The sequence below is a fragment of the Mesorhizobium sp. DCY119 genome (assembly GCF_003590645.1).
Lineage (GTDB): Bacteria > Pseudomonadota > Alphaproteobacteria > Rhizobiales > Rhizobiaceae > Mesorhizobium_M.
Genome location: NZ_CP031834.1, coordinates 4585851 through 4605953 on the forward strand (window position 1 = coordinate 4585851; position 20103 = coordinate 4605953).

At 63.2% G+C, this 20103-nt stretch carries 24 protein-coding genes; 15 read left to right on the forward strand and 9 right to left on the reverse strand.

The window, feature by feature from the left end; translation table 11 throughout:
- The first annotated feature begins 107 nt into the window (after positions 1-107).
- From DZG07_RS22420 to DZG07_RS22430, 3 genes are all read left to right on the forward strand, one after another.
- Complete coding sequence (locus DZG07_RS22420; protein WP_091917292.1) at positions 108-470, forward strand: YciI family protein; 363 nt, start codon at positions 108-110, stop codon at positions 468-470.
- Positions 443-1717 carry a DUF6596 domain-containing protein gene (locus DZG07_RS22425; RefSeq protein ID WP_119820979.1) on the forward strand — a complete coding sequence of 425 codons (1275 nt, stop codon included), beginning with the start codon at positions 443-445 and terminating at the stop codon, positions 1715-1717. The genes DZG07_RS22420 and DZG07_RS22425 overlap by 28 nt, the downstream gene beginning before the upstream one ends.
- A gap of 72 nt (positions 1718-1789) precedes the next feature.
- Positions 1790-2254, forward strand: a complete 465-nt coding sequence (locus DZG07_RS22430) for a DCC1-like thiol-disulfide oxidoreductase family protein (RefSeq protein ID WP_119820981.1) — start codon at positions 1790-1792, stop codon at positions 2252-2254.
- A 28-nt stretch (positions 2255-2282) separates the two neighbouring features.
- Here DZG07_RS22430 and DZG07_RS22435 read toward each other — a convergent pair whose 3' ends face one another.
- The 3 genes from DZG07_RS22435 to DZG07_RS22445 form a co-directional block, all read right to left on the reverse strand.
- Positions 2283-2903 carry a glutathione S-transferase family protein gene (locus tag DZG07_RS22435; protein WP_119821990.1) on the reverse strand — a complete coding sequence of 207 codons (621 nt, stop codon included), beginning with the start codon at positions 2901-2903 and terminating at the stop codon, positions 2283-2285.
- 250 nt (positions 2904-3153) lie between these two features.
- Positions 3154-4134: a cysteine synthase A gene (gene cysK / locus DZG07_RS22440; protein WP_119820982.1), complete on the reverse strand. Its 981-nt coding sequence runs from the start codon at positions 4132-4134 to the stop codon at positions 3154-3156.
- A 150-nt stretch (positions 4135-4284) separates the two neighbouring features.
- The gene (locus DZG07_RS22445; RefSeq protein WP_119820984.1) at positions 4285-4899 is read right to left on the reverse strand and encodes a LysE family translocator; all 615 of its coding nucleotides are present in this window, start codon (positions 4897-4899) and stop codon (positions 4285-4287) included.
- Positions 4900-5059: 160 nt separating this feature from the next.
- Between DZG07_RS22445 and DZG07_RS22450 the strand changes: the two genes are divergently transcribed.
- Both DZG07_RS22450 and DZG07_RS22455 read left to right on the forward strand, forming a co-directional pair.
- The gene (locus DZG07_RS22450; protein WP_119820986.1) at positions 5060-5662 is read left to right on the forward strand and encodes a cytochrome b; all 603 of its coding nucleotides are present in this window, start codon (positions 5060-5062) and stop codon (positions 5660-5662) included.
- Between the two features lie 2 nt (positions 5663-5664).
- Entirely contained in the window at positions 5665-6255 is a 591-nt protein-coding gene (locus tag DZG07_RS22455; RefSeq protein ID WP_119820988.1) for a YceI family protein, read from the forward strand.
- A 75-nt stretch (positions 6256-6330) separates the two neighbouring features.
- On the opposite strand, the gene DZG07_RS22460 is transcribed toward DZG07_RS22455, so the two are convergent.
- The 3 genes from DZG07_RS22460 to hrcA all read right to left on the reverse strand — a co-directional run bounded on the left by DZG07_RS22460 (position 6331) and on the right by hrcA (position 8691).
- Positions 6331-6528, reverse strand: coding sequence for a hypothetical protein (locus DZG07_RS22460; protein ID WP_091917285.1), 198 nt, complete (start codon positions 6526-6528; stop codon positions 6331-6333).
- Between the two features lie 51 nt (positions 6529-6579).
- A complete protein-coding gene (locus DZG07_RS22465; RefSeq protein WP_091917284.1) occupies positions 6580-7443 on the reverse strand; it encodes a DUF2189 domain-containing protein in 864 nt (287 codons plus the stop codon).
- 171 nt (positions 7444-7614) lie between these two features.
- Positions 7615-8691: a heat-inducible transcriptional repressor HrcA gene (gene hrcA, locus DZG07_RS22470; protein WP_119820990.1), complete on the reverse strand. Its 1077-nt coding sequence runs from the start codon at positions 8689-8691 to the stop codon at positions 7615-7617.
- 135 nt (positions 8692-8826) lie between these two features.
- On the opposite strand from hrcA, the gene rph reads away from it, so the two are divergent.
- The 5 genes from rph to DZG07_RS22495 all read left to right on the forward strand — a co-directional run bounded on the left by rph (position 8827) and on the right by DZG07_RS22495 (position 12399).
- Positions 8827-9543 carry a ribonuclease PH gene (gene rph / locus DZG07_RS22475; RefSeq protein ID WP_091917344.1) on the forward strand — a complete coding sequence of 239 codons (717 nt, stop codon included), beginning with the start codon at positions 8827-8829 and terminating at the stop codon, positions 9541-9543.
- A gap of 9 nt (positions 9544-9552) precedes the next feature.
- Complete coding sequence (locus DZG07_RS22480; protein WP_119820992.1) at positions 9553-9963, forward strand: VOC family protein; 411 nt, start codon at positions 9553-9555, stop codon at positions 9961-9963.
- A complete protein-coding gene (rdgB, locus tag DZG07_RS22485; RefSeq protein WP_119820994.1) occupies positions 9964-10611 on the forward strand; it encodes an RdgB/HAM1 family non-canonical purine NTP pyrophosphatase in 648 nt (215 codons plus the stop codon).
- Positions 10612-10622: 11 nt separating this feature from the next.
- Positions 10623-11777 carry a radical SAM family heme chaperone HemW gene (hemW, locus tag DZG07_RS22490; protein WP_119821992.1) on the forward strand — a complete coding sequence of 385 codons (1155 nt, stop codon included), beginning with the start codon at positions 10623-10625 and terminating at the stop codon, positions 11775-11777.
- Positions 11778-11961: 184 nt separating this feature from the next.
- Complete coding sequence (locus DZG07_RS22495; RefSeq protein ID WP_091917280.1) at positions 11962-12399, forward strand: EamA family transporter; 438 nt, start codon at positions 11962-11964, stop codon at positions 12397-12399.
- A 70-nt stretch (positions 12400-12469) separates the two neighbouring features.
- On the opposite strand, the gene DZG07_RS22500 is transcribed toward DZG07_RS22495, so the two are convergent.
- A complete protein-coding gene (locus tag DZG07_RS22500; protein ID WP_162931699.1) occupies positions 12470-12637 on the reverse strand; it encodes a hypothetical protein in 168 nt (55 codons plus the stop codon).
- A 166-nt stretch (positions 12638-12803) separates the two neighbouring features.
- Between DZG07_RS22500 and rsmI the strand changes: the two genes are divergently transcribed.
- The 3 genes from rsmI (at position 12804) to DZG07_RS22515 (ending at position 14946) form a co-directional block, all read left to right on the forward strand.
- Positions 12804-13676: a 16S rRNA (cytidine(1402)-2'-O)-methyltransferase gene (gene rsmI / locus DZG07_RS22505; RefSeq protein WP_119820998.1), complete on the forward strand. Its 873-nt coding sequence runs from the start codon at positions 12804-12806 to the stop codon at positions 13674-13676.
- Complete coding sequence (locus DZG07_RS22510) at positions 13669-14040, forward strand: YraN family protein (protein ID WP_119821000.1); 372 nt, start codon at positions 13669-13671, stop codon at positions 14038-14040. Before rsmI ends, DZG07_RS22510 begins: the two co-directional genes overlap by 8 nt.
- Before the next feature lie 78 nt (positions 14041-14118).
- Positions 14119-14946 (forward strand): cyclase family protein, encoded by an 828-nt coding sequence (locus DZG07_RS22515; RefSeq protein ID WP_119821002.1) that lies wholly within the window; start codon positions 14119-14121, stop codon positions 14944-14946.
- Here the strand turns inward: DZG07_RS22515 and DZG07_RS22520 are convergent.
- Complete coding sequence (locus DZG07_RS22520) at positions 14943-15227, reverse strand: acylphosphatase (protein WP_348626400.1); 285 nt, start codon at positions 15225-15227, stop codon at positions 14943-14945. The genes DZG07_RS22515 and DZG07_RS22520 overlap by 4 nt on opposite strands.
- A 10-nt stretch (positions 15228-15237) precedes the next feature.
- Complete coding sequence (locus DZG07_RS22525) at positions 15238-16608, reverse strand: cytochrome P450 (RefSeq protein WP_119821005.1); 1371 nt, start codon at positions 16606-16608, stop codon at positions 15238-15240.
- 205 nt (positions 16609-16813) lie between these two features.
- Here DZG07_RS22525 and DZG07_RS22530 point away from each other — a divergent pair, with 205 nt between their 5' ends.
- Positions 16814-17404 carry an NAD(P)H-dependent oxidoreductase gene (locus tag DZG07_RS22530; protein WP_119821007.1) on the forward strand — a complete coding sequence of 197 codons (591 nt, stop codon included), beginning with the start codon at positions 16814-16816 and terminating at the stop codon, positions 17402-17404.
- A 196-nt stretch (positions 17405-17600) separates the two neighbouring features.
- Positions 17601-20075, forward strand: coding sequence for a DNA topoisomerase (ATP-hydrolyzing) subunit B (gene gyrB, locus DZG07_RS22535; protein WP_119821009.1), 2475 nt, complete (start codon positions 17601-17603; stop codon positions 20073-20075).
- Positions 20076-20103 lie beyond the last annotated feature (28 nt).

Here is a 20103-nt window from a genome sequence, read left to right on the forward strand (position 1 = left end):
TCATATCGAAGCCGAAGATTTTTCCGACGCCTGTCGAAATCGCGCTGTGCCGCGCGACATTGGTTCGGCACGCAACGACGCGGCCTTGGTAACAAGAGGAGATCACCATGCGCTACATGCTTTTCATCCATCTCGACGAAAGCAAGATGCCGAAGACCCCGGCAGACAAGGGCTATGAAATGCTCGCCGCCTACGGCGCCTACAATGAGGCGCTGAAGAAAGCCGGCGTCTATCTCTCCGGCGACCGCCTGACGCCGAGCGCAACGACCACGCAGGTGCGCATTGCCGACGGCAAAACGAGTGTGCTCGACGGTCCTTATGCCGAAACACGCGAGCAGATCGGCGGTTACTACATCATCGAGGCGGAAGACCTCGATTCCGCAATCGCCTGGGCTGCGCGCTGTCCCGGTGCGAACCACGGCACCATCGAGGTTCGGCCGATATGGGAAGCGACATCGGTCGCGCAGTGAAGCAGCCGGCAAGCGAAAGCGACGGACGCGCGGCGGCAGAGGCGGCCGCGCGCCGCAGCTACGGCAAGCTTGTCGCCATTCTGGCCTCGCGCAGCGGCGATGTCGCGAGTGCCGAGGACGCGCTCGCCGATGCCTTCGCGGCAGCACTCGAACAATGGCCGGCAAGCGGCGTCCCGGCCAATCCGGAAGGCTGGCTTGTGGCGGTGGCGCGGCGGCGCACCGTAGATGCGATCCGCCGGCGCAGGACCAGTGCCGAAGGTGCCACGCATCTGCAGCTGATCGCCGCGGAAATCGAGGCATCATCCATGGAAGACGACCTGCCTGACGAGCGGCTGCGGCTGATGTTTGCCTGCGCCCATCCGGCGATCGAACAGAGCATCCGCGCGCCGCTTATCCTGCAGACGATCCTCGGCTTCGACGCCGCCGCCATCGCCTCGGCCTTCCTCGTCTCGCCGGCGACGATGGGGCAGCGGCTGGTGCGCGCCAAGAACCGCATTCGCGAGGCCGGCATTCCCTTCCGCATTCCCGAGCGCGAGGCGCTCGACGAGCGGCTCGACGCGGTGCTGGAAGCGATCTACGCCGCCTTCGCCGAGGGCTGGGCCGATCCAGCCGGAACCGAAAGCCGGCGCAGGAACCTTGCAACCGAAGGCATCTGGCTCGGCCGGCTGACGGCGTCGCTGATGCCGGATGAGCCGGAGACGCTGGGGCTGCTGGCGCTGATGCTGTTTGCCGAGGCGCGGCGTGCTGCAAGGCGCGACGGCAGTGGCGACTATGTGCCTTTGGCCAAGCAGGACACCAAGCTGTGGGATAGCGGGCTGATCGATGAGGCCGAAGCGCTGCTGCGCCGAGCCGGCACCATGGGCAAGATCGGGCGCTACCAGTTGGAGGCCGCCGTGCAGTCGGCACATGCGGCACGCCGCTTGACCGGAGAAACAGACTGGCAGGCGATCGCACGGTTTTATGAAGCGCTGTCACGCATGACGCAGTCGCCGGTCGTGTCCATCAACCACGCGATCGCGCTGGCACATGCCGGCGACAGGGGCGCCGGCATGACGTTGCTGGAGGCGCTTGCCAGCGACAAGCGGCTGCTGACCTATCAACCTTACTGGGCCGCGCGCGCCGAACTGTTGACCCTGGCGCAAAAGCCATCCGAGGCGCATGAGGCCTATGGCATGGCGATCGGCCTCGAGACGGACCCGGCGATCCGCAAATTCCTGCAGGAACGCCGTGCGCGGCTGCGGAACTGAAGCCGATCACATTCCCGTTGCGGGATACGGTGACGGCTTGCAACGGGCCGCAGGCTGCATAGCTTGGGACTGATGCGACACGAGACTAATATCAGCCACGCCGACAGCGACACGCCTTCTCCCAACCGTACTTACGATGCGCGGCAACCGCTGATCGTCTTCGACGGCGTATGCGTGCTGTGCTCGGGCTTCGCGCGCATGGTGGTGCGGCTCGACCAGCAAAAGCGCTTTCGCTTCGCCACCGCGCAATCGCCCCTCGGCCAGGCGCTTTACGAGAAGTACGGGCTGCGCACGGATTTCTACGAGACCAATCTCGTCATCATCGACGGCACCGCCTATCAGCGGCTCGACAGCCTGATCGCCACGGCGGATGCACTAGGCTGGCCGTGGCGGGCGGCGCGCGTCTTGAGAATCCTGCCGCTTCCGCTACGCGACCGCCTCTACCGGCTGATCGCGCAAAACCGCTATGCCCTGTTCGGTCGCAAGGACAGTTGCGAGATACCATCCGGCGAACTCAGAAATCGGATCATCGACTGAGCAGGCCGACATTCGCCGGCAAGCGTATTCACCAAAGCTCGTGCGTGACGTTCAGCTTCAGGATCACCGGGTGCTGCCGCAGCGCGTCGCAGAGCCGCTCGATGTTCGGCCAGATAATGTGAGTGTCAGTCCATTGCGGATGCCAGTGGGCCAGCATCAGCAGATAGATATCGGCCGTGGAGAAATCGTCGCCGGCCAGCCAGTCGCGCCCTTCGAGCCACTCATCCATGATCGAGAGACCACGCTCGAATTCAGCGACCGCCGCTTCCTTGACGACGTCGGCGCCATCGGCATCAGCCGTGTAGCGCGGCGCATAGTAGTAGCGCAGGATCGCCGGATACATGACCGAGGACAGGAAAGCCATCCAGCGCAGGAAGTCGGCCCTTGCGGGCGAGCCTGCCGCCGGCGCAAGAGCGGCGTCGGCATGGCGCTCTGCCAGCAGAATGCACATCGCCGCCGATTCCGTCATCGTCTGCCCCTCCGGCAAGGCCAGGACCGGGACCTGGCCGAGCGGACTGATTTCCAGAAAGCGGGGATCAGGTCGCGCAGACTTGATGACGTTGACCCGCTCGAAGGGCGCTGCCGCCAGTTCGAGTGCTGCCTCGACCACGAAGCCGCCGCTGCCGGGGCGCGTATAGAGTTTGTACATGGTGCCTCCGCCGACCGGCACAGCGCCGGTCGGCAGGGATATGACAGGCAAACCGGCGAATTCTCAACCGGTCCGCGCGTCCGCCACGCAGTTTTTTCGACGGCAGTAAGAATAATTGAGACGGTTCGGAATTCAGGTGAGGCCGAGCCTAAAATGGTGATTTTCGAGAACCGGAGCGGAGTGGACATTCTGTCCGTGAGCACCGGAAGCGCAGACAATCATCATTTGCAGGCCGGCCTCACCTGAATTTTCAGCCGCCGAGGCCTTCGAAGAGGATGGTCGACAGATACCGCTCGGCGAAGGATGGGATGATGACGACGAGATTCTTGCCGGCATTTTCGGGCCGCGAGCCGACGACGATTGCCGCCTGAAGGGCTGCTCCAGACGATATGCCGACCGGCACGCCTTCGAGGCGGGCGACGAGCCGGGCATTGGTAATGGAATCATCGTTGGAGACCTGCACGATCTCGTCATAGATCGTGGTGTCGAGGATTTTTGGCGCGAAGCCGGCGCCGATGCCCTGGATCTTGTGCGGGCCGGGCTGGCCGCCCGACAGCACCGGCGAGGCTTCCGGCTCGACGGCGATGACCTGCACGCCCGGCTTGCGCTTCTTCAGCACCTGGCCGACGCCGGTGATGGTGCCGCCGGTGCCGATGCCGGAAACGAGGATATCGACCTCGCCATGGGTGTCGTTCCAAATTTCCTCGGCGGTGGTCTGGCGGTGGATTTCGGGATTGGCCGGGTTTTCGAACTGCTGCGGAATGATCGCGTCAGGCAGCGTGGCGGCCAGTTCATCAGCCTTGGCGATGGCGCCCTTCATGCCCTTCGGCCCCTCGGTCAGCACCAGTTCGGCACCCAGCAGCGCCAGCATCTTGCGGCGCTCGAGCGACATGGTTTCGGGCATGGTCAGGATCAGCTTGTAGCCCTTGGCGGTGGCGGCGAAGGCGAGCGCGATGCCGGTATTGCCGGAGGTCGGCTCGATCAGCGTGGTCTTGCCCGGCGTGATCTTGCCGGCGGCTTCCAGCGCCTCGATCATGGCAACGCCGATGCGGTCCTTGACGCTGGCGATCGGGTTGAAGAATTCGAGCTTCGCGATGAGGTTGGCGACGATGCCGGTTTCCTTGGCGAATTTGTCAAGGCGCACCAGCGGCGTGTCGCCGATCGTCTCGGTGATCGAGTTGTAGACACGGCCGCGGCCGGGGGCGCGCGCGCTGGTGACGGGCTTGTTCATCGATATGGCTCCCACATTGGAATTTCGGACGCAACAATAGGCGCGCCGCCCGAAAAAACCGAGTGGGCGGCGTGCTTAAAAAGCCGAAACACCAGAAAAACGTTTTCTAGATTCGCGAAATTGGAGAATTATTTGGCGCGAAACTGCCTCTCAGCGGGAGGCGATGGCTGCGGCGGCTCCCGCCATGAAAACAGCTGCCGTGCGGTTCAGCGTCCGCAGCGCACGCGGCGTCTTCAAGAGCCAGCGCGCTTTCGCGGCCAGCGCCAGATACGGCACCAGAACGACGAGCAGGACCAGCACGGTCACCACCGCCAGAATGCCGTAGTCGGCGACCGTGATCGTGCGCAGATCGACCAATGTCGGCGTCAGCGCCAGGTAGAAGATCATCGTCTTGGGGTTGCCGAGCGTCACCGTCAGCCCCGCCAGGAAGCTGGTGAACAATCCGCCCTTGCCCTTCCGCGCCTCGATGTTTTCCGGCGTGATGCCGCTCGTCCAGAACGTCCAGGCGAGATATGCGAGGTAGGCGACGCCGAGCCACTTGATGACGAGGAACACCGTGCCGAAGGTCTGCGCCACCAGTGCAAGGCCCAGCACGACGGCGGTGAGATAGGTGAGATCGCCGCAGATCAGCCCCAGCGACATGGCAAGCGACGAGCGGAATCCCGAGCCAAGCGCACGCGCCACCAGTGCGGTGACGCCGGGTCCTGGGATCGCGGCGGCGATGGCCAGCGCGCCAGCATAGGTAACGAAGCCTGCAAGGGTCATGGATCGAACTCGACAATTTTCGGAAAGCGATAATCGCACGGACATTAAGCGCTGCAAATAGGCCAGAAATCGGCAGCGGCCTATGAATTTATTCGGCCAGGGAGGAAGATATCCAGACGCGCAACGTTGTCTGTCGTAACCGCCGCGTGCCGAGACACCGATGCTTCGCAACAGAGACAATGCCTACGGGCTGATCGCGATCCTATTTCACTGGACGATCGCGGCGCTGTTCGTCGGCCAGATACTGCTCGGTCTCACGACGCAGTGGGTGGCGAGCATGGCGCTGCAGTTCACGCTGATCCAATGGCACAAATCCTTCGGCTTCCTCATCCTGGCTCTGGCGGCGCTGCGCCTGCTATGGGCGCTCGCCAACAGGCGACCTGCGCGGCCAAGGGATTTCAGCCGCGCCGAATGGCTGGCCGCGAAGCTCGTCCAGTCATCGCTCTACGTCCTGATGCTCGCCGTGCCGCTGACCGGCTGGGCCCTGGTTTCGACGTCGACGCTGCAGATTCCGAGCTTTGCCTTCAATCTGGTCGTGGTCCCCCATCTGCCGCTTGCGCCTTCCGAGGCATCGGAGAATTTCTGGCGGGACGTCCATTGGTGGGTCGCCTATGGCACGGCCGCTATCGCCGCAGGCCATATGCTGGCAGCGCTGCGCCATCATTTCTGGCTCGGCGACGGCATTTTGAAACGCATGCTGCAACCGGGCGCAGAAAGCCCAAACCGCGGGACCGTCAAAGGTCAGAAAGCCGCCGGGAGATGACAATGTCGACGCATGTCTGGAAATCGTCACGCAACATAGTCCTGAGCGCCGGTCTGGCCGCGCTGTTGGCCGGCCTGCCCGCCCATGCCGACCCGCTGGCCGAGGCTGCGGGCAAATACAGCATCGCCCCTTCCTCGCGCATCGCCTTCAGCGTTGCGCAGGTCGGCGGCGGCGGCATCGCCGGCGATTTCGGGGAGTTTCGCGGCATATTCCGCATCGACGGCAAGGATATCGGGCGGTCGAATGTCAGCTTCACGCTGCTGCCGGCAAGCGTGCGCACCGGTGAGGCGCGCGTGGAACACTTCCTGCGCTCCGACGCGGTGTTCGATGTCGCAAACTTTCCCGAGATTTCGTTCCGTTCCACCGGCATCACGCAAACGGGCGCCAGCAGCGCCCGCATCGATGGCGTGCTGACGGCGCGTGGCAAGACACGCCCGGCGCAGTTCGATGCCAGCGTCAGCGACCGCACCAAGCGCAAGATAACCTTCCGCGTGCAGGGAAAAATCCTGCGCTCACCCTACGGCATGGATGTCGGCACGCCGATCTACTCCAATGTCGTCAAGTTCGACATGGTGCTGCAGGGAACACGTTGACCGACACGAAAGGTCAGTCTTTCTGTTTGACCATGATTTTTTCCGAAAACCGGTGCCCACTTTTCGGGATCATGGTCAGCTGCCCTCTTCGTAAAAGCCGGCGTCCAGCTTGCGTTCAAGGTCGACGAGATCGGCGGGCAGCGGCATGCCCATGGCACGCAATTCGTTCAGCTTTTCGCGAAGACGCTCATGCACTTCATGAGCGTCTTCGGGCTGTTCGATCATCTGCTCGAGCAGGAGACTTATCTGCGCCTTGAGTTGTTCCAGTGCCATCGGTGCCTCCTGTGATCGAAACCACAGCCTACACCCGATGGCGCGCAGGTACTACGCTCGCTTTGCTGCTGCCTTGAGGGAGCCGCGCCGTTTTTCCGCAGCTTTCGAGCTTGCAGTCACGCTCGGCTCCACCACCTTGCGATAGAGATGCCATGTTGCGTGGCCGAATATCGGCATGACGACGGCAAGTCCGGCGAACAGCGGTATCGAGCCGATGACCAATCCAACGGCCACGAGAAGCCCCCAGAACAACATGGGCAACGGATTGACGATGAGCGCGCGGGCGGAAGCTTCCATCGCTGCAATCACGCCGACATCGCGATCGAGCAACAGCGGGAAGGCAATGACGGTGGTGGCGAGCGCGACAATGGCGAACACCAGCCCGACCAGATTGCCCCACAGGATCAGCGACCAGCCACGATCTGTCGTCAGCACGTCCCTGATGAAGGTGCCGATCGACGTCGGCGGCTCGGAACCGAAGGTCATTGCGTAGATCGCCTGCGCCACGAGCAGCCAGGCGATGAACAGCGCAAACAGCCAGATGCCGACGGCGACGATCGACGGCAGCGCCGACGAATGGCGAACGTCGAAGGCATGAACCCATGACGTATCCATGCCGAGTTCGCGGCGGCGGCTTATCTCATAAAGTCCTATCGCGGCGATCGGCCCAAGCAGGGCAAAGCCGGACATCAGCGGAAACAGCAACGGCAAGGCATTGTTGCCGGAAGTCCAGGTCGCCAGCACGACGCCGACGAGCGGATAAATTATGCACAGGAAAACATAGTGAGACGGTTTTTCCCAGAAATCCTCAGCACCCTGCCTCAGAGAGGCCGTGACGTCGGAAAAGCTGATCTTGCGCACGGCAACATGATTATAGGTCTCGCCGGCGCCTGCCATGACATGAAATTGTGCCATTCTCATACCTCCGCTGCTTGAAAGTCGCGGTGGTTTAGGGAGCCGTCGAAGCATGCCGCTCGACGGGCCGCGACCTGCAGTGACCGGACTATACACAGCCTGAGCCATTTTGTCGCATCACGAAGGTGAAAGCGCTGAAAACCTTTTCAGAATTCGCTCTGGCGCGTGCGCTTATCGCAGCATGCGCGAGATCAGCTGCGCCGTGTAATCGACCATCGGCACGATGCGGGCGTAGTTCAGCCGTGTCGGGCCGATGACACCGAGCGCGCCGACGACGCGGGCATCCTTGTCGCGATAGGGCGCGACGACCAGCGACGAGCCTGAGAGCGAAAACAGCTTGTTTTCCGAGCCGATGAAAATACGTACGCCGGAGCCTGCTTCGGCAAGATCGAGAAGCTGGACCATGCCTTCCTTGGTCTCGAGATCCTCGAAGAGATGCCGCAGCAATTCGATATCGGCCTGCGCCGTCACGTTTTCCAGCAGATTGGCGCGGCCGCGCACAATGAGCCGTGACGGCAGGCCGCGCTCGACGCCGCCGCCACCCCACACGGCGAGGCCCTTTTCGACAAGGTCCTGCGACAGCGTGTCGAGTGCAGCCTTGGTCTCTTCCTTCAGCCGCGCGATTTCGGCTTTCGCTTCGGCCAGCGTGCGCCCGCCGATATGGGCGTTCAGGTAGTTCGACGCCTCATGCAGCTGCGAGGTGGTGACGCCGGGCGGCAGTTCCACGACGCGGTTTTCGACATCGCCGTTCTGCGAGACCATCACCGCCAGCGCGCGTTGCGGCTCGAGCTGGATAAATTCGATATGCTTCAGCGGCACTTCGTTCTTGGTCGCCAGCACCAGTCCGGCGCCGCGCGACATGCCCGACAGCATCTGGCTGGCTTCCGTCAGCATCTGCTCCAGCGTAGCGCCGCTGCCTGCGGCCTTCACCTGCGCGTCGATGACCCGGCGCTCCTCGTCCGAGAGGTCGCCCAACTCCATGAAGGCATCGACGAAAAAGCGCAGGCCTTTCTGCGTCGGCAGGCGGCCGGCCGAGATATGCGGCGCATAGACGAGGCCGAGATGCTCCAGGTCGCTCATCACATTGCGCACGGTAGCCGGCGACAGCGACGACGGCAGCATGCGCGACAGGCTGCGCGAACCGACGGGTTCGCCGTCCAAAAGGTAAGAATCGACGATGCGGCGGAAAATATCGCGCGAGCGCATGTCGAGCGATTGCAATGTCGGATCCAGCACAGGTTTCGTCATGGTTTCACCAAACCTCCGGAATCAAGATATAGATGGCTGGCGCCGGAACACAACATGGCCGGTTTTCCTTTGCGCCGGAAACGGCATGGAGCTACAAGCCGCGACGACTCCACCAATTTTCACAGAAAGAACCGTATGCGCCCTTCCAAACGCCAATTCGACGAAATGCGCGCCATCTCCTTCGAGCGCAACGTCTCCAAACATGCGGAAGGCTCGTGCCTGGTCAAATTCGGCGACACCCATGTTCTGTGCACCGCAAGCCTTGAGGAAAAGGTTCCCGGCTGGATGCGCAACACCGGCAAGGGCTGGGTGACGGCCGAATACGGCATGCTGCCGCGTTCCACCGGCGACCGCATGCGCCGCGAAGCCTCTTCCGGCAAGCAGGGCGGCCGCACGCTGGAAATCCAGCGCCTTATCGGCCGCTCGCTGCGCGCCGTGGTCGACATGCAGGCGCTCGGCGAAATGCAGATCACGGTCGACTGCGACGTCATCCAGGCCGACGGCGGCACGCGCACGGCCGCCATCACCGGCGGATGGGTCGCACTGCATGACTGCCTGCGCTGGATGGAAGCGCGCCAGATGGTCAGCGTTTCCAAGGTGCTGAAGGATCACGTCGCCGCCATTTCCTGTGGCATCCATGACGGCCAGCCGGTGCTCGACCTCGACTATCTCGAGGATTCATCGGCCGGCACCGACTCCAATTTCGTGATGACCGGCAAGGGCGGCATCGTCGAAATCCAGGGTACGGCCGAGGGCGCACCCTTCACCGAAGAAGAATTCGCCGCGCTGATGGCGCTGGCCAAGAAGGGTATTTCCCGGCTAGTCAGCCTGCAGCAGATGGCGGTCGCTTGAGGTTCAGCCATGCAGCCTTCCGCCATCCTCGAATCCGCGCTCTACGTCACCGACCTCGACGAGGCTGAGCGGTTCTATGGCGGTGTGCTGGGGCTGGACATGATCTTGAAAGCCGAAGGCCGGCACGTGTTCTTCCGCTGCGGGCCAGGCGTGCTTTTGCTGTTCAACGCAGAAGCAACCAGAAACCAGCTTGCGGCCGGCGCGAAACTGCCGATTCCACCGCATGGCACGACAGGCGAAGGACATCTGTGCTTCGCCGCGACCGCCGACGAGATCGTGCGGTGGAAGGCCACCTTCGAGGCCCAAGGCATCGCCATCGAGGCCGATTTCGAATGGCCAAACGAAGGGCGCTCGATCTATATCCGCGATCCCTCAGGCAATTCGATAGAATTTGCCGAACCACGCATCTGGGGACTTTGAATGCGCATTCTGACCGAACGGGAAATCGTCGTCGCCAGCCACAATGAAGGCAAGTTGCGGGAATTCGCCGACCTGATGGCGCCGTTCGGCTTCCAGGCCAAGTCGGCCAAGGAATACGGCCTGCCTGAGCCGGACGAGACCGGAACGACCTTCGAGGAAAACGCCTTTATCAAGGCATTCGCGTCGGCCAAGGCGACCAGCCTGCCGGCGCTGTCGGACGATTCCGGCCTCGTCGTCGATGCGCTCGGCGGCCAGCCGGGCGTCTACACCGCCAACTGGGCCGAAAAGCCCGACGGAACACGTGATTTCGGCATGGCTATGCAGCGCACGGAAGTGGCCCTTCACGAGGTCGGCGCGACCGACCCTGAAGATCGCAAGGGCCGCTTCGTCGCCGTTATCTGCGTTGCCTGGCCGGACGGACATGCCGAATATTTCCGCGGCGAGGCCGAGGGAACGCTGGTGTGGCCGCCGCGCGGCGAGAAGGGTTTCGGCTACGATCCGGTCTTCATGCCGGACGGGCACGATCTGACATTCGGCGAGATGACGGCCGAGCAGAAGCATGGCTGGAAGCCGGGCCAGGACGAGGCGCTTTCGCACCGCGCCCGCGCCTTCCAGAAATTCGCCCGCGCCATGCTCGGCTCGGCGTGAAGGACAAGGCATTGACGGGCAGCGAACCGGGATTCGGCGTCTACATCCACTGGCCTTTCTGCGCGGCCAAATGCCCTTACTGCGACTTCAACAGCCATGTCCGCCACCAGCCGGTCGATCAGGAACGCTTCGCCAGCGCCTTCGAGACCGAGCTTGCGACGATGCGCGAGCGCACCGGCCCGCGCGAGGTCACCAGCATCTTCCTTGGCGGCGGCACGCCTTCGCTGATGAAGCCCGAAACGGTGGCCAGGGTGCTGGATGCCGTGGCCAAGAACTGGACCGTGCCGGACGGCATCGAGATCACGCTGGAGGCCAATCCATCGTCCGTGGAGGCCGAGCGCTTTCGCGGCTATCGCGCAGCCGGCGTCAACCGCGTCTCGCTCGGCGTGCAGGCGCTGAACGATGCCGACCTGCGCTTTTTGGGCCGCCTGCACAATGTCTCCGAGGCGCTGCACGCGATCGGACTGGCGCGCGAAATCTTTCCGCGCCTTTCCTTCGACCTGATCTACGCCCGCCCCGGCCAGACGCCGGAAGCGTGGAGCGCTGAACTCGAACAGGCAATCGGCCACGCCGCCGACCATCTGTCGCTTTACCAGCTGACCATCGAGGAAGGCACGCGCTTCCACACGCTTTACGCCGCGCATAAATTCGAACTGCCGGATGCCGAAGCGTCGGCAGACCTCTACGCGATTACGCAGGAAGTGACCGCTGCGCGTGGCCTGCCTGCCTACGAGATTTCCAACCACGCACGCCCGGGTGCGGAAAGCCGCCATAACCTGACCTATTGGCGCTATGGCGAATATGTCGGCGTCGGCCCCGGCGCGCATGGCCGCTTCATCGAGGATGACCGCCGCGTGGTGACCTTCACCGAGAAGATGCCGGAAAGCTGGCTCGATCTTGTCGAGACCAATGGGCATGGCGTCATCGGCGGCGAGACCCTGACGCGTTCCGAGGAAGCCGACGAGTTCCTGCTGATGGGACTGCGGCTTGCCGAGGGCATCGACCTCGACCGCTTTGAGCGGCTTTCAGGCCGCGCGCTTTCCTCACCCCGCATGTCGATCCTGCAAGGCGAAGGACTGATCGCGCCCGTCGGAAATTCACGCCTGCGCGCAACCGCCTCGGGCATGATCGTGCTGGACGCGGTGGTGGCCGATCTGGCGCGGTAGGACGCCGCACCGCGCCCTCCGTTGATGAAAAGAGTGGGCACGGAATTGGACGATCGTTTTTGTGCGTCAAAGCCCCCTCTCCGTCTCGGCGAAGCCGAGACGGAGAGGGGGATAAAGTTCACGCACGATTGCGCAATCGTCCCGTAACGAACAATCTCCTACTGCTTTAACAGGAAACCATTCAATGAATTCCGCCCTCACCTCCTGGCAGTTCTGGGCACTGCTTTCAGCCGCCTTCGCCGCGCTGACCGCGATCTTCGCCAAGGTCGGCATCGAAAACATCAATTCGGATTTCGCGACGCTGATCCGCACCGTGGTCATATTGCTGGTGCTGGCGGGGATAGTCTTCGCCACCGGGCAGTTCCAGAATCCGGGCGAAATCTCGGGAAAGACCTACGGCTTCCTCGTCCTGTCGGGACTGGCGACGGGGGCGTCGTGGCTGTGCTATTTCCGCGCGCTGAAGCTGGGCAACGCCGCGCAGGTCGCGCCAATCGACAAGCTAAGCGTGGTTCTTGTCGCGGTGTTTGGCGTGGTGTTTCTCGGCGAGCGGCTGAGCGGCGCGAACTGGCTTGGCGTCGCGCTGATTGCCGCGGGTGCTGTTCTGGTCGCCTACCGGGTCTGACGGACGCTCGTCGGCGTGCCGTTTTTCCAGACGCGGCAGGAATGCATCGAAGTGATTGGGCATTGTATCTTCAGGCCTTTTTCGAGTTAGGCTCTGGCGTGACCGGCTTTTTATCGCCGGTCTCGTCGCTGTCCTTGCGCTCGGTTTTCGGAGCCGGCGCCATTGCACCGTCAGCGAGAAAACTCCTGCGGTCGGCGTAGTAGGGCTGGAACACGTCCTGTAGCTGAAGGCCTTGCATTGGATCCTCCCGAATGAACATGCCAAACCCGACGCGCATGGTTTCGTTCCCGATTGCGGCAAAATTTACGTAAGGGCCGAAAGGTTTTTTGCAAGGCGACCGACGGCGTGCCAAAGAGGGAGCTCAAGGAGAATACGGCGTGCGGGCAGACGGCAGGAAGAGTTTCATGATCGGGCAGACGGAGGTGGCCGCCCGTCCGATGGAAGCCGCGCTCTATCTCGTCGCCACGCCCATCGGCAATCTCGGCGACATCACGCTGCGCGCGCTGGAAACGCTGGCCGGCGCCGATATCCTCGCCTGCGAGGACACCCGCGTTACCCGCATTCTGCTGGAACGCTACGGCATCCGCCAGCGCCCGACGCCTTATCACGAGCACAATGCCGCCGAGGCCGGTCCGCGCCTGATCGAGGCGCTGGAAACCGGGCAGAGCGTGGCGCTGGTCTCGGACGCCGGCACGCCGCTGGTTTCGGACCCCGGCTACAGGCTGGTCGGGCAGGCGCTGGAAAAGGGCATCCGCGTCGTGCCGATACCCGGCGCTTCGGCGGTTCTGGCCGCACTGACTGCGTCGGGCCTGCCCTCCGACGCTTTCCTGTTTGCCGGTTTCCTGCCGGTCAAGGACGGCCAGCGGCGCACGCGGCTTTCCGAACTGACCGCCATTCCGGCGACGCTGATCTTCTTCGAATCGCCGCGGCGGCTGGCCGACACGCTTGTCGCCATGGCCGACGTCTATGGCGACCGCCATGCCGCCATCGGCCGCGAACTGACCAAGAGATTCGAGGAGATGCGCACCGGCAACCTCGCGGCGCTCGCAGCGCATTATGCCGAAGCCCCGACGCCCAAGGGCGAGATCGTCATCTGCGTCGGCCCGCCGGAAGAACAGGCCGTGACCGGGCCGGAAGACATCGACCGCCTGCTGCTGTCGCTGGCCAGGGAAATGCCGGCGTCGAAGGCTGCCGCCGAAGCCGCACGCATGACCGGCGGGCAGAAGCCGGCACTTTACCGCCGCCTGCTCGAACTCAGGGAAGGTACGGGTGACTGACGCCAGCGCGCGGATCAAGGCCTACAAACGCGGCCACCGCGGCGAATGGCTGGCGGCCCTTGCCCTGATGCTCAAAGGCTATCGTATCGTCGCCCGGCGCTACCGGACAAAACTCGGCGAAATCGACCTGATTGCGCGGCGCGGCAACCTCGTGCTGATCGTCGAGGTCAAGGCGCGGCCGACGCTGGTTTCAGCCATGGAAGCCCTCGCCTACAGCTCCGAGCGCCGCATCGAGGGCGCGGCCGACCTGTGGCTGTCGCGCCAGCCCGATTATGGAAAGCTGTCGGTGCGTTTCGACATGGTGGCGGTGCTGCCGCGCCGCTGGCCGGTGCATATCGAAAACGTTTTTCACGGGCGCAACTAAACGCGCAAGATCAGGCACTTGCCGTTGCGGCAACCGTGGAACAAACTCCCTCCGTCAACCAGAATGAAGAGGGGTATCATGTGCCATCACTGCGTAATGGAATCCGTCAAGGCGGGCATGCTCAGCCGCCGCAGCTTCTTCAAGGGAACTATCGCGGCAGCGGGTGCTGCAGCACTTGCCACGGCCTTGCCGTCACGGCCGCTTTTTGCCGCCGAAGCTCCCAAGAAGGCCGAGGATCTCACTCATGAAATCTGGGAGCAGTTTCCGACCTATTTCGGCGGGCAGCAGCTTTTCATCGACCAGAAATTCAGCCACGCCAAGGACACGTTCAACCTGAACGAATGGCGCATCAGCGAGCACACCGGCACGCATATCGACGCGCCGCTGCATTTCACCGCCGACGGCAAATCGGTGGCCGAACTGCCGGTCGAGGACCTGATCGCGCCGCTGGTGGTGATCGACATCCGTGCCAAGGCGGCGGAAAATCCCGACGCGCAGCTCACGCCGGACGACATCAAAGCCTGGACGAGCGCCAATGGCGACTTGCCGGAAGGTGCGGTGGTGGCGCTGCTGTCGGGCTGGGGCGATCATGTCGCGACGGAAAAATTCCGCAATGTCGGCGACGACGGCAAGACCATGCATTTCCCGGGCTTCCATGTCGAAACCGCGCAGCTGCTGATCGAGCAGCCGTCGATCAAGGCGATCGCCGTCGACACGCTGTCGCTCGATCACGGCCCCTCGCCCGATTTCATCGTGCACAACACCTGGCTGCCCAGCGGCCGCTACGGCATCGAGGGCGTCGCCAATCTCGACAAGGTGCCGGTGAAGGGCGCGACCATCGTGGTCGGCGCGCCGAAGATCAAGGGTGCGACGGGCGGACCTGCGCGGATTTTTGCGCTGGTCTAGGCGGTGATTTCGAAGCCGGCAGGTGCGGCCTCCGCACTTGCCGCCTCGGTCTCCACCTTCGACACCACCGCCCCGCGCGGTCCGTTCCATAACAGCTTCAGCATGGCCGCAGTGGCTTCGCCGGGGCCAGAAATCAACGCCGTGACGGAGCCGTCCCGTTCGTTGCGCACCCAGCCGCGCAACCCGAGCCTTTCGGCCTCGTCCTGTGTCCACATACGAAAGCCGACGCCCTGGACCCGCCCGGTTATCCGCACCAGCAAAGCCGAAGGAGCGTCGCTCACCATCCCTCCCTCAGCGCCGTGTCACCCGCATCGGCAGGCCGCCCTGCGGCTGTGTCGTCAGCTTCTGCACCGGCCAAGGCTTGGTCTCCGCGACGGTATCGAAGCGGAAGCGCGACAGCATGATCGCCAGCGCGATGATCGCTTCCTGCATGGCGAAGCTGGCGCCGATGCAGACGCGCGGGCCGGCGCCGAAGGGCAGATATTGAAAGCGGTCGATCTTTTCGCGGTTTCCGGGATGGAACCGCTCCGGCATGAAGGCGTCGGGCTGGTCCCACAGTTTGCGGTGCCGATGCACGACCCACGGCATGACCAGCACGGCTGCATGTTTGGGAATGTAGAGGTCCTTGTAGGTTTCCGGCTCGATCGGCTCGCGATTGATCGACGGCGCCGGGGGATAGAGCCTCAGCGCCTCATCGAAGGCGGCGCGGGTCAGCGGCATGGCGTCGAGCCATTTCGTCGGGTCCGGCTCGCGCGCCAGCACAGCCTCGATCTCGGCCTCGACCTTGTCGCGCTCCCAGGGTGCTTCGGCGAGGCAATAGATGGTCCAGCCGAGCGCGCGGGCCGTGGTCTCATGGCCGGCGCCGATGAAGGTGATGATGTTGTCTTCGATCTCGGCGCGCGTCAGGCCGTTCGGCCCTTCGGCACGCAGGAGAAGCGTCAGGAAATCCTCGGGTACATTATCTGGGTCACGCGCCAGTCGTTCCGTGCGCATCGACACCGTATCGGTGACGATCTTGCGGAAATAGGCCATCGTCTTGCGGCCGCGAATGCGGGTAAGGCGCGGCATCCAGTCGGGTGCGCGCAGGAGATCGAGCGGATCGACACGGCCCATCGTCTCGAACAGGCGATCGATTTCGCGAGCAAAACTGCCCGGCTCGCCGGCGATCTCGCCTGAAAATAGCGTTTCGGCCAGAATGTCGTAGGTCAGCAGGGTCATGTCGTGGGCGACATCGACGGTGCCGGGTTCCTCTTCGTAGCGCGTGACGAATTCCTGCGTGCGCTTCAACATCGGCCCAGCGAAGCCGAAGATGTGGCGCGGCGTGAACACCGGCGCCATCGCCTTGCGCGAGCGCTTCCAGACGTCGCCTTCCGCCGTCAGCAGCCCATCGCGCAGGATCGGCCGCAGGATTTTCTGGCGCACCGTCGCCATCTTGTAGTTCTTGGCGTTGTCGACCAGCACGTGGCGGATCAGGCCGGGATCGTTGGCGATGACCAGCGGCCCGCCGACGCCGTTCACCGAAATCCACGGCTCGTTGTAGGAAGGCTCGCCCCACAATTCGAGCGGGTTGCGGTAGACGATGCGGATCATCTCCAGCGTCGAAGGCGGCGAGGTGCGCGGCTTCGGCGCGGGCGGGACGAAAGGCGCTGGGGCGATATCCATCAATTGCTCCATTCGGGTCCCTTCTATGTAGGCGCGCCGATGGCCAGCGTCCATGCGAGGGCATTGTCGCACCGCGTTTGGTGAACGCTGTGTCACCAAAACCTTCCCAAGTTACCGAAAAGTTCCCTCTTGTGCACTGCACACAAGAGCGCTTATGTACACTCGGTTACCATTGGATACCTAATCCTCCCACAGGATCACGACTATGACACAGAAACTCAACATCATCATCGGCAGCACCCGCCCCGGCCGCGTCGGCCCGGTGTTCGCCAAGTGGTTCGCCGATTTTGCCCGCAAGCACGGCAAGTTCGAGCCGGTTATCGTCGACCTGGCCGAACTCAACCTGCCGATCTTCGACGAGCCCAAGCATCCGCGTCTTGGCCAGTATGAGAACGCCCACACCAAGAAATGGTCCGAGGCGATCGACGCCGGTGACGCCTTCGTCTTCGTGACGCCGGAATACAATTACTTCGCGCCGGCCTCGCTCATCAACGCCATCACCTACCTTTCGGCCGAATGGCGCTACAAGCCGGCCGGCTTCCTGTCCTATGCCGGCGTCTCCGGCGGTCTGCGCGCAGTGGAGTCGCTCAAGCCGCTGCTGACGACGCAGAAGATGGTGCCGATTCCCGAAGGCGTGCCGGTGCCGAACTATCCGCAGTTCCTCAAGGACGGCGCGTTCGAGCCGAACGATCTCATCACCACCGGTGCCACGACCATGCTCGACGAACTTGACCGCTGGGCCGGCGCTCTGAAGGCTCTGCGTCCGATGAAGGCAGTAGCCGACAAGGCCGCTTAACGCGCACGGGCAGCAACCTGTGCGAACATGATTGCCCGGCTCTCGACCAGCACTCCGTCCTCCTCGCTTTTCCCCGGCAAAATCCTTGGAAAACTTGGAAAAAAGCCATGAAGCGCCTATATCTAGGACATGATCGGGCGCGCGATTCGGAATGGAATTGCGCGCCTGTCCCGCGATAGAGAGACGAAAGCACTTCATGAGCGATACGACCGAAAACCAGGCCGGTGCGCAGGCTGAGTATGGCGCCGATTCCATCAAGGTTCTCAAGGGTCTTGATGCGGTGCGCAAGCGGCCGGGCATGTATATCGGCGACACCGACGATGGCTCGGGCCTGCACCACATGGTCTACGAAGTCGTCGACAACGCCATCGACGAGGCGCTGGCCGGCCATGCCGACCTGGTGACGGTAACGCTCAATCCCGACGGTTCCTGCACGGTCATCGACAATGGCCGCGGCATTCCGACCGATATTCACACCGGCGAAGGCATTTCGGCGGCTGAAGTCATCATGACGCAGCTTCATGCCGGCGGTAAGTTCGACCAGAATTCCTATAAGGTTTCGGGCGGCCTGCACGGCGTCGGCGTCTCCGTCGTCAACGCGCTTTCGGTGTGGCTGAAGCTGAAGATCCGCCGCGACGGCAACATCCACGAGATGAGCTTTACCCACGGCAACTCCGATGCGCCGCTCAAGGTGACCGGCACCTATGTGCCGAACAAGCTCCCCGCCACCTATGAAGGGCGCAGCGGCAGCGAAATCTCCTTCATGCCGTCGACCGACACCTTCACCATGGTGGAGTTCGACTACAACACGCTGGAACACCGGCTGCGCGAACTGGCGTTCCTGAATTCCGGCGTACGCATCGTGCTGACCGACAAGCGCCACGCCGACGTCAAGACGCAGGAACTGCTCTACGATGGTGGCCTGATCGAATTCGTCAAATATCTCGACCGTGCGAAAAAGCCGCTGATTTCCTCGCCGATCGCCATCAAGGCCGAGCGCGACGGCATCACCGTCGAAGTGGCGATGTGGTGGAACGACAGCTATCACGAGAACGTGCTGGCCTTCACCAACAACATCCCGCAGCGCGACGGCGGCACCCATCTGGCCGGTTTCCGTGGCGCGCTGACGCGTCAGGTCACGGGCTATGCCGAATCCTCGGGCATTTCCAAGAAGGAAAAGGTTTCCATCACCGGCGACGACAGCCGCGAAGGGCTGACCGCCGTTCTTTCGGTCAAGGTTCCCGACCCGAAATTCTCTTCGCAGACCAAGGACAAGCTGGTTTCGTCGGAAGTCCGTCCGGTCGTCGAAAGCCTCGTCAATGAGGCGCTCGGCACTTGGTTCGAAGAGCATCCTTCTGAAGCCAAGATACTGATCGCCAAGGTGGTGGAAGCAGCCGCCGCCCGCGAAGCCGCGCGCAAGGCGCGTGAGCTGACGCGGCGCAAGGGCGTTCTCGACATCACCTCGCTGCCCGGCAAGCTTGCCGACTGCCAGGAGCGCGACCCGGCCAAGTCCGAAATCTTCATCGTCGAGGGTGACTCGGCAGGTGGCTCGGCCAAGGGCGGCCGCTCGCGCCAGAACCAGGCCATTCTTCCGCTACGCGGCAAGATCCTGAATGTCGAGCGCGCGCGCTTCGACCGCATGCTGGGCTCCGACATGATCGGCACGCTGATCACCGCGCTCGGCACCTCGATCGGCAAAGACGAGTTCAACGCCGACAAGTTGCGCTACCACAAGATCATCATCATGACCGACGCCGACGTCGACGGCGCCCATATCCGCACACTGCTGCTCACCTTCTTCTTCCGGCAGATGCCGGAGCTGATCGAGCGCGGCCACCTCTATATCGCGCAGCCGCCGCTCTACAAGGTTTCGCGCGGCAAGAGCTCGCAATACATCAAGGACGAAAGCGCCTTCGAGGCATTCCTGATCGGCTCGGGCCTCGAAGAAGCGTCTCTCACCCAGTCGACAGGCGAAGTCCGCACCGGGCAGGATCTGCGTGGCGCGGTGGATGATGCAATGGCTGTGCGTACCCTGCTTAACGGGCTGCACACGCGCTACTCGCGGACGGTGGTCGAGCAGGCCGCTATCGCTGGCGGACTCAACCCGGACATTTTCTCCGACCTCGGTCGCGCCAACGCCATGGCCGAAACCATCGCCCAGCGCCTCGACGCCATCGCCGAGGATACCGAGCGCGGCTGGGAGGGCCGCACCGCGACCTCGAATGAAGGCCCGGGCGGTTTCATTTTCGAGCGCACGGTGCGCGGCGTGAAGGAATATGCCCATCTCGACATGGGGCTGATCAACTCGGCCGATGCGCGCGCGCTCGACCGCTATGCCGCCCGCCTGCACGAAGTCTACGCCCAGTCGCCCGTACTGCGGCGCAAAGAGGTGTCCGAGACCATCTCGGGACCGATGGCACTGCTCGACGCGATCTTCGCGACCGGCCGCAAGGGCCTGACCATGCAGCGCTACAAGGGTCTTGGCGAAATGAACGCCGAGCAGCTCTGGGAAACCACGCTGGACCCGAATGTGCGCTCGCTGCTGCAGGTCAAGATCCACGACGCCACCGACGCCGACTCGCTGTTCTCGCGCCTGATGGGCGACGAGGTCGAGCCGCGCCGCGAGTTCATCCAGGACAATGCGCTCAGCGTCGCCAATCTGGACGTCTGACGGCTAGGCATCAGACTGTGCGCCGGGC

Excerpts from the sequence above, each read along its gene's own strand:
- DZG07_RS22500 (WP_162931699.1), bottom strand. The coding sequence starts at position 12,637 with ATGCAAGGCCTTCAGCTACAGGACGTGTTCCAGCCCTACTACGCCGAC.
- DZG07_RS22420 (WP_091917292.1), top strand. The coding sequence starts at position 108 with ATGCGCTACATGCTTTTCATCCATCTCGACGAAAGCAAGATGCCGAAG.
- DZG07_RS22425 (WP_119820979.1), top strand. The coding sequence starts at position 443 with ATGGGAAGCGACATCGGTCGCGCAGTGAAGCAGCCGGCAAGCGAAAGC.
- rdgB (WP_119820994.1), top strand. The coding sequence starts at position 9,964 with ATGCGCATTCTGACCGAACGGGAAATCGTCGTCGCCAGCCACAATGAA.
- DZG07_RS22495 (WP_091917280.1), top strand. The coding sequence starts at position 11,962 with ATGAATTCCGCCCTCACCTCCTGGCAGTTCTGGGCACTGCTTTCAGCC.
- DZG07_RS22455 (WP_119820988.1), top strand. The coding sequence starts at position 5,665 with ATGTCGACGCATGTCTGGAAATCGTCACGCAACATAGTCCTGAGCGCC.
- rsmI (WP_119820998.1), top strand. The coding sequence starts at position 12,804 with ATGATCGGGCAGACGGAGGTGGCCGCCCGTCCGATGGAAGCCGCGCTC.
- DZG07_RS22480 (WP_119820992.1), top strand. The coding sequence starts at position 9,553 with ATGCAGCCTTCCGCCATCCTCGAATCCGCGCTCTACGTCACCGACCTC.
- hrcA (WP_119820990.1), bottom strand. The coding sequence starts at position 8,691 with ATGACGAAACCTGTGCTGGATCCGACATTGCAATCGCTCGACATGCGC.
- DZG07_RS22530 (WP_119821007.1), top strand. The coding sequence starts at position 16,814 with ATGACACAGAAACTCAACATCATCATCGGCAGCACCCGCCCCGGCCGC.
- DZG07_RS22430 (WP_119820981.1), top strand. The coding sequence starts at position 1,790 with ATGCGACACGAGACTAATATCAGCCACGCCGACAGCGACACGCCTTCT.
- DZG07_RS22445 (WP_119820984.1), bottom strand. The coding sequence starts at position 4,899 with ATGACCCTTGCAGGCTTCGTTACCTATGCTGGCGCGCTGGCCATCGCC.
- DZG07_RS22465 (WP_091917284.1), bottom strand. The coding sequence starts at position 7,443 with ATGGCACAATTTCATGTCATGGCAGGCGCCGGCGAGACCTATAATCAT.
- rph (WP_091917344.1), top strand. The coding sequence starts at position 8,827 with ATGCGCCCTTCCAAACGCCAATTCGACGAAATGCGCGCCATCTCCTTC.
- DZG07_RS22515 (WP_119821002.1), top strand. The coding sequence starts at position 14,119 with ATGTGCCATCACTGCGTAATGGAATCCGTCAAGGCGGGCATGCTCAGC.
- DZG07_RS22435 (WP_119821990.1), bottom strand. The coding sequence starts at position 2,903 with ATGTACAAACTCTATACGCGCCCCGGCAGCGGCGGCTTCGTGGTCGAG.
- DZG07_RS22450 (WP_119820986.1), top strand. The coding sequence starts at position 5,060 with ATGCTTCGCAACAGAGACAATGCCTACGGGCTGATCGCGATCCTATTT.
- cysK (WP_119820982.1), bottom strand. The coding sequence starts at position 4,134 with ATGAACAAGCCCGTCACCAGCGCGCGCGCCCCCGGCCGCGGCCGTGTC.
- DZG07_RS22460 (WP_091917285.1), bottom strand. The coding sequence starts at position 6,528 with ATGGCACTGGAACAACTCAAGGCGCAGATAAGTCTCCTGCTCGAGCAG.
- DZG07_RS22525 (WP_119821005.1), bottom strand. The coding sequence starts at position 16,608 with ATGGATATCGCCCCAGCGCCTTTCGTCCCGCCCGCGCCGAAGCCGCGC.
- gyrB (WP_119821009.1), top strand. The coding sequence starts at position 17,601 with ATGAGCGATACGACCGAAAACCAGGCCGGTGCGCAGGCTGAGTATGGC.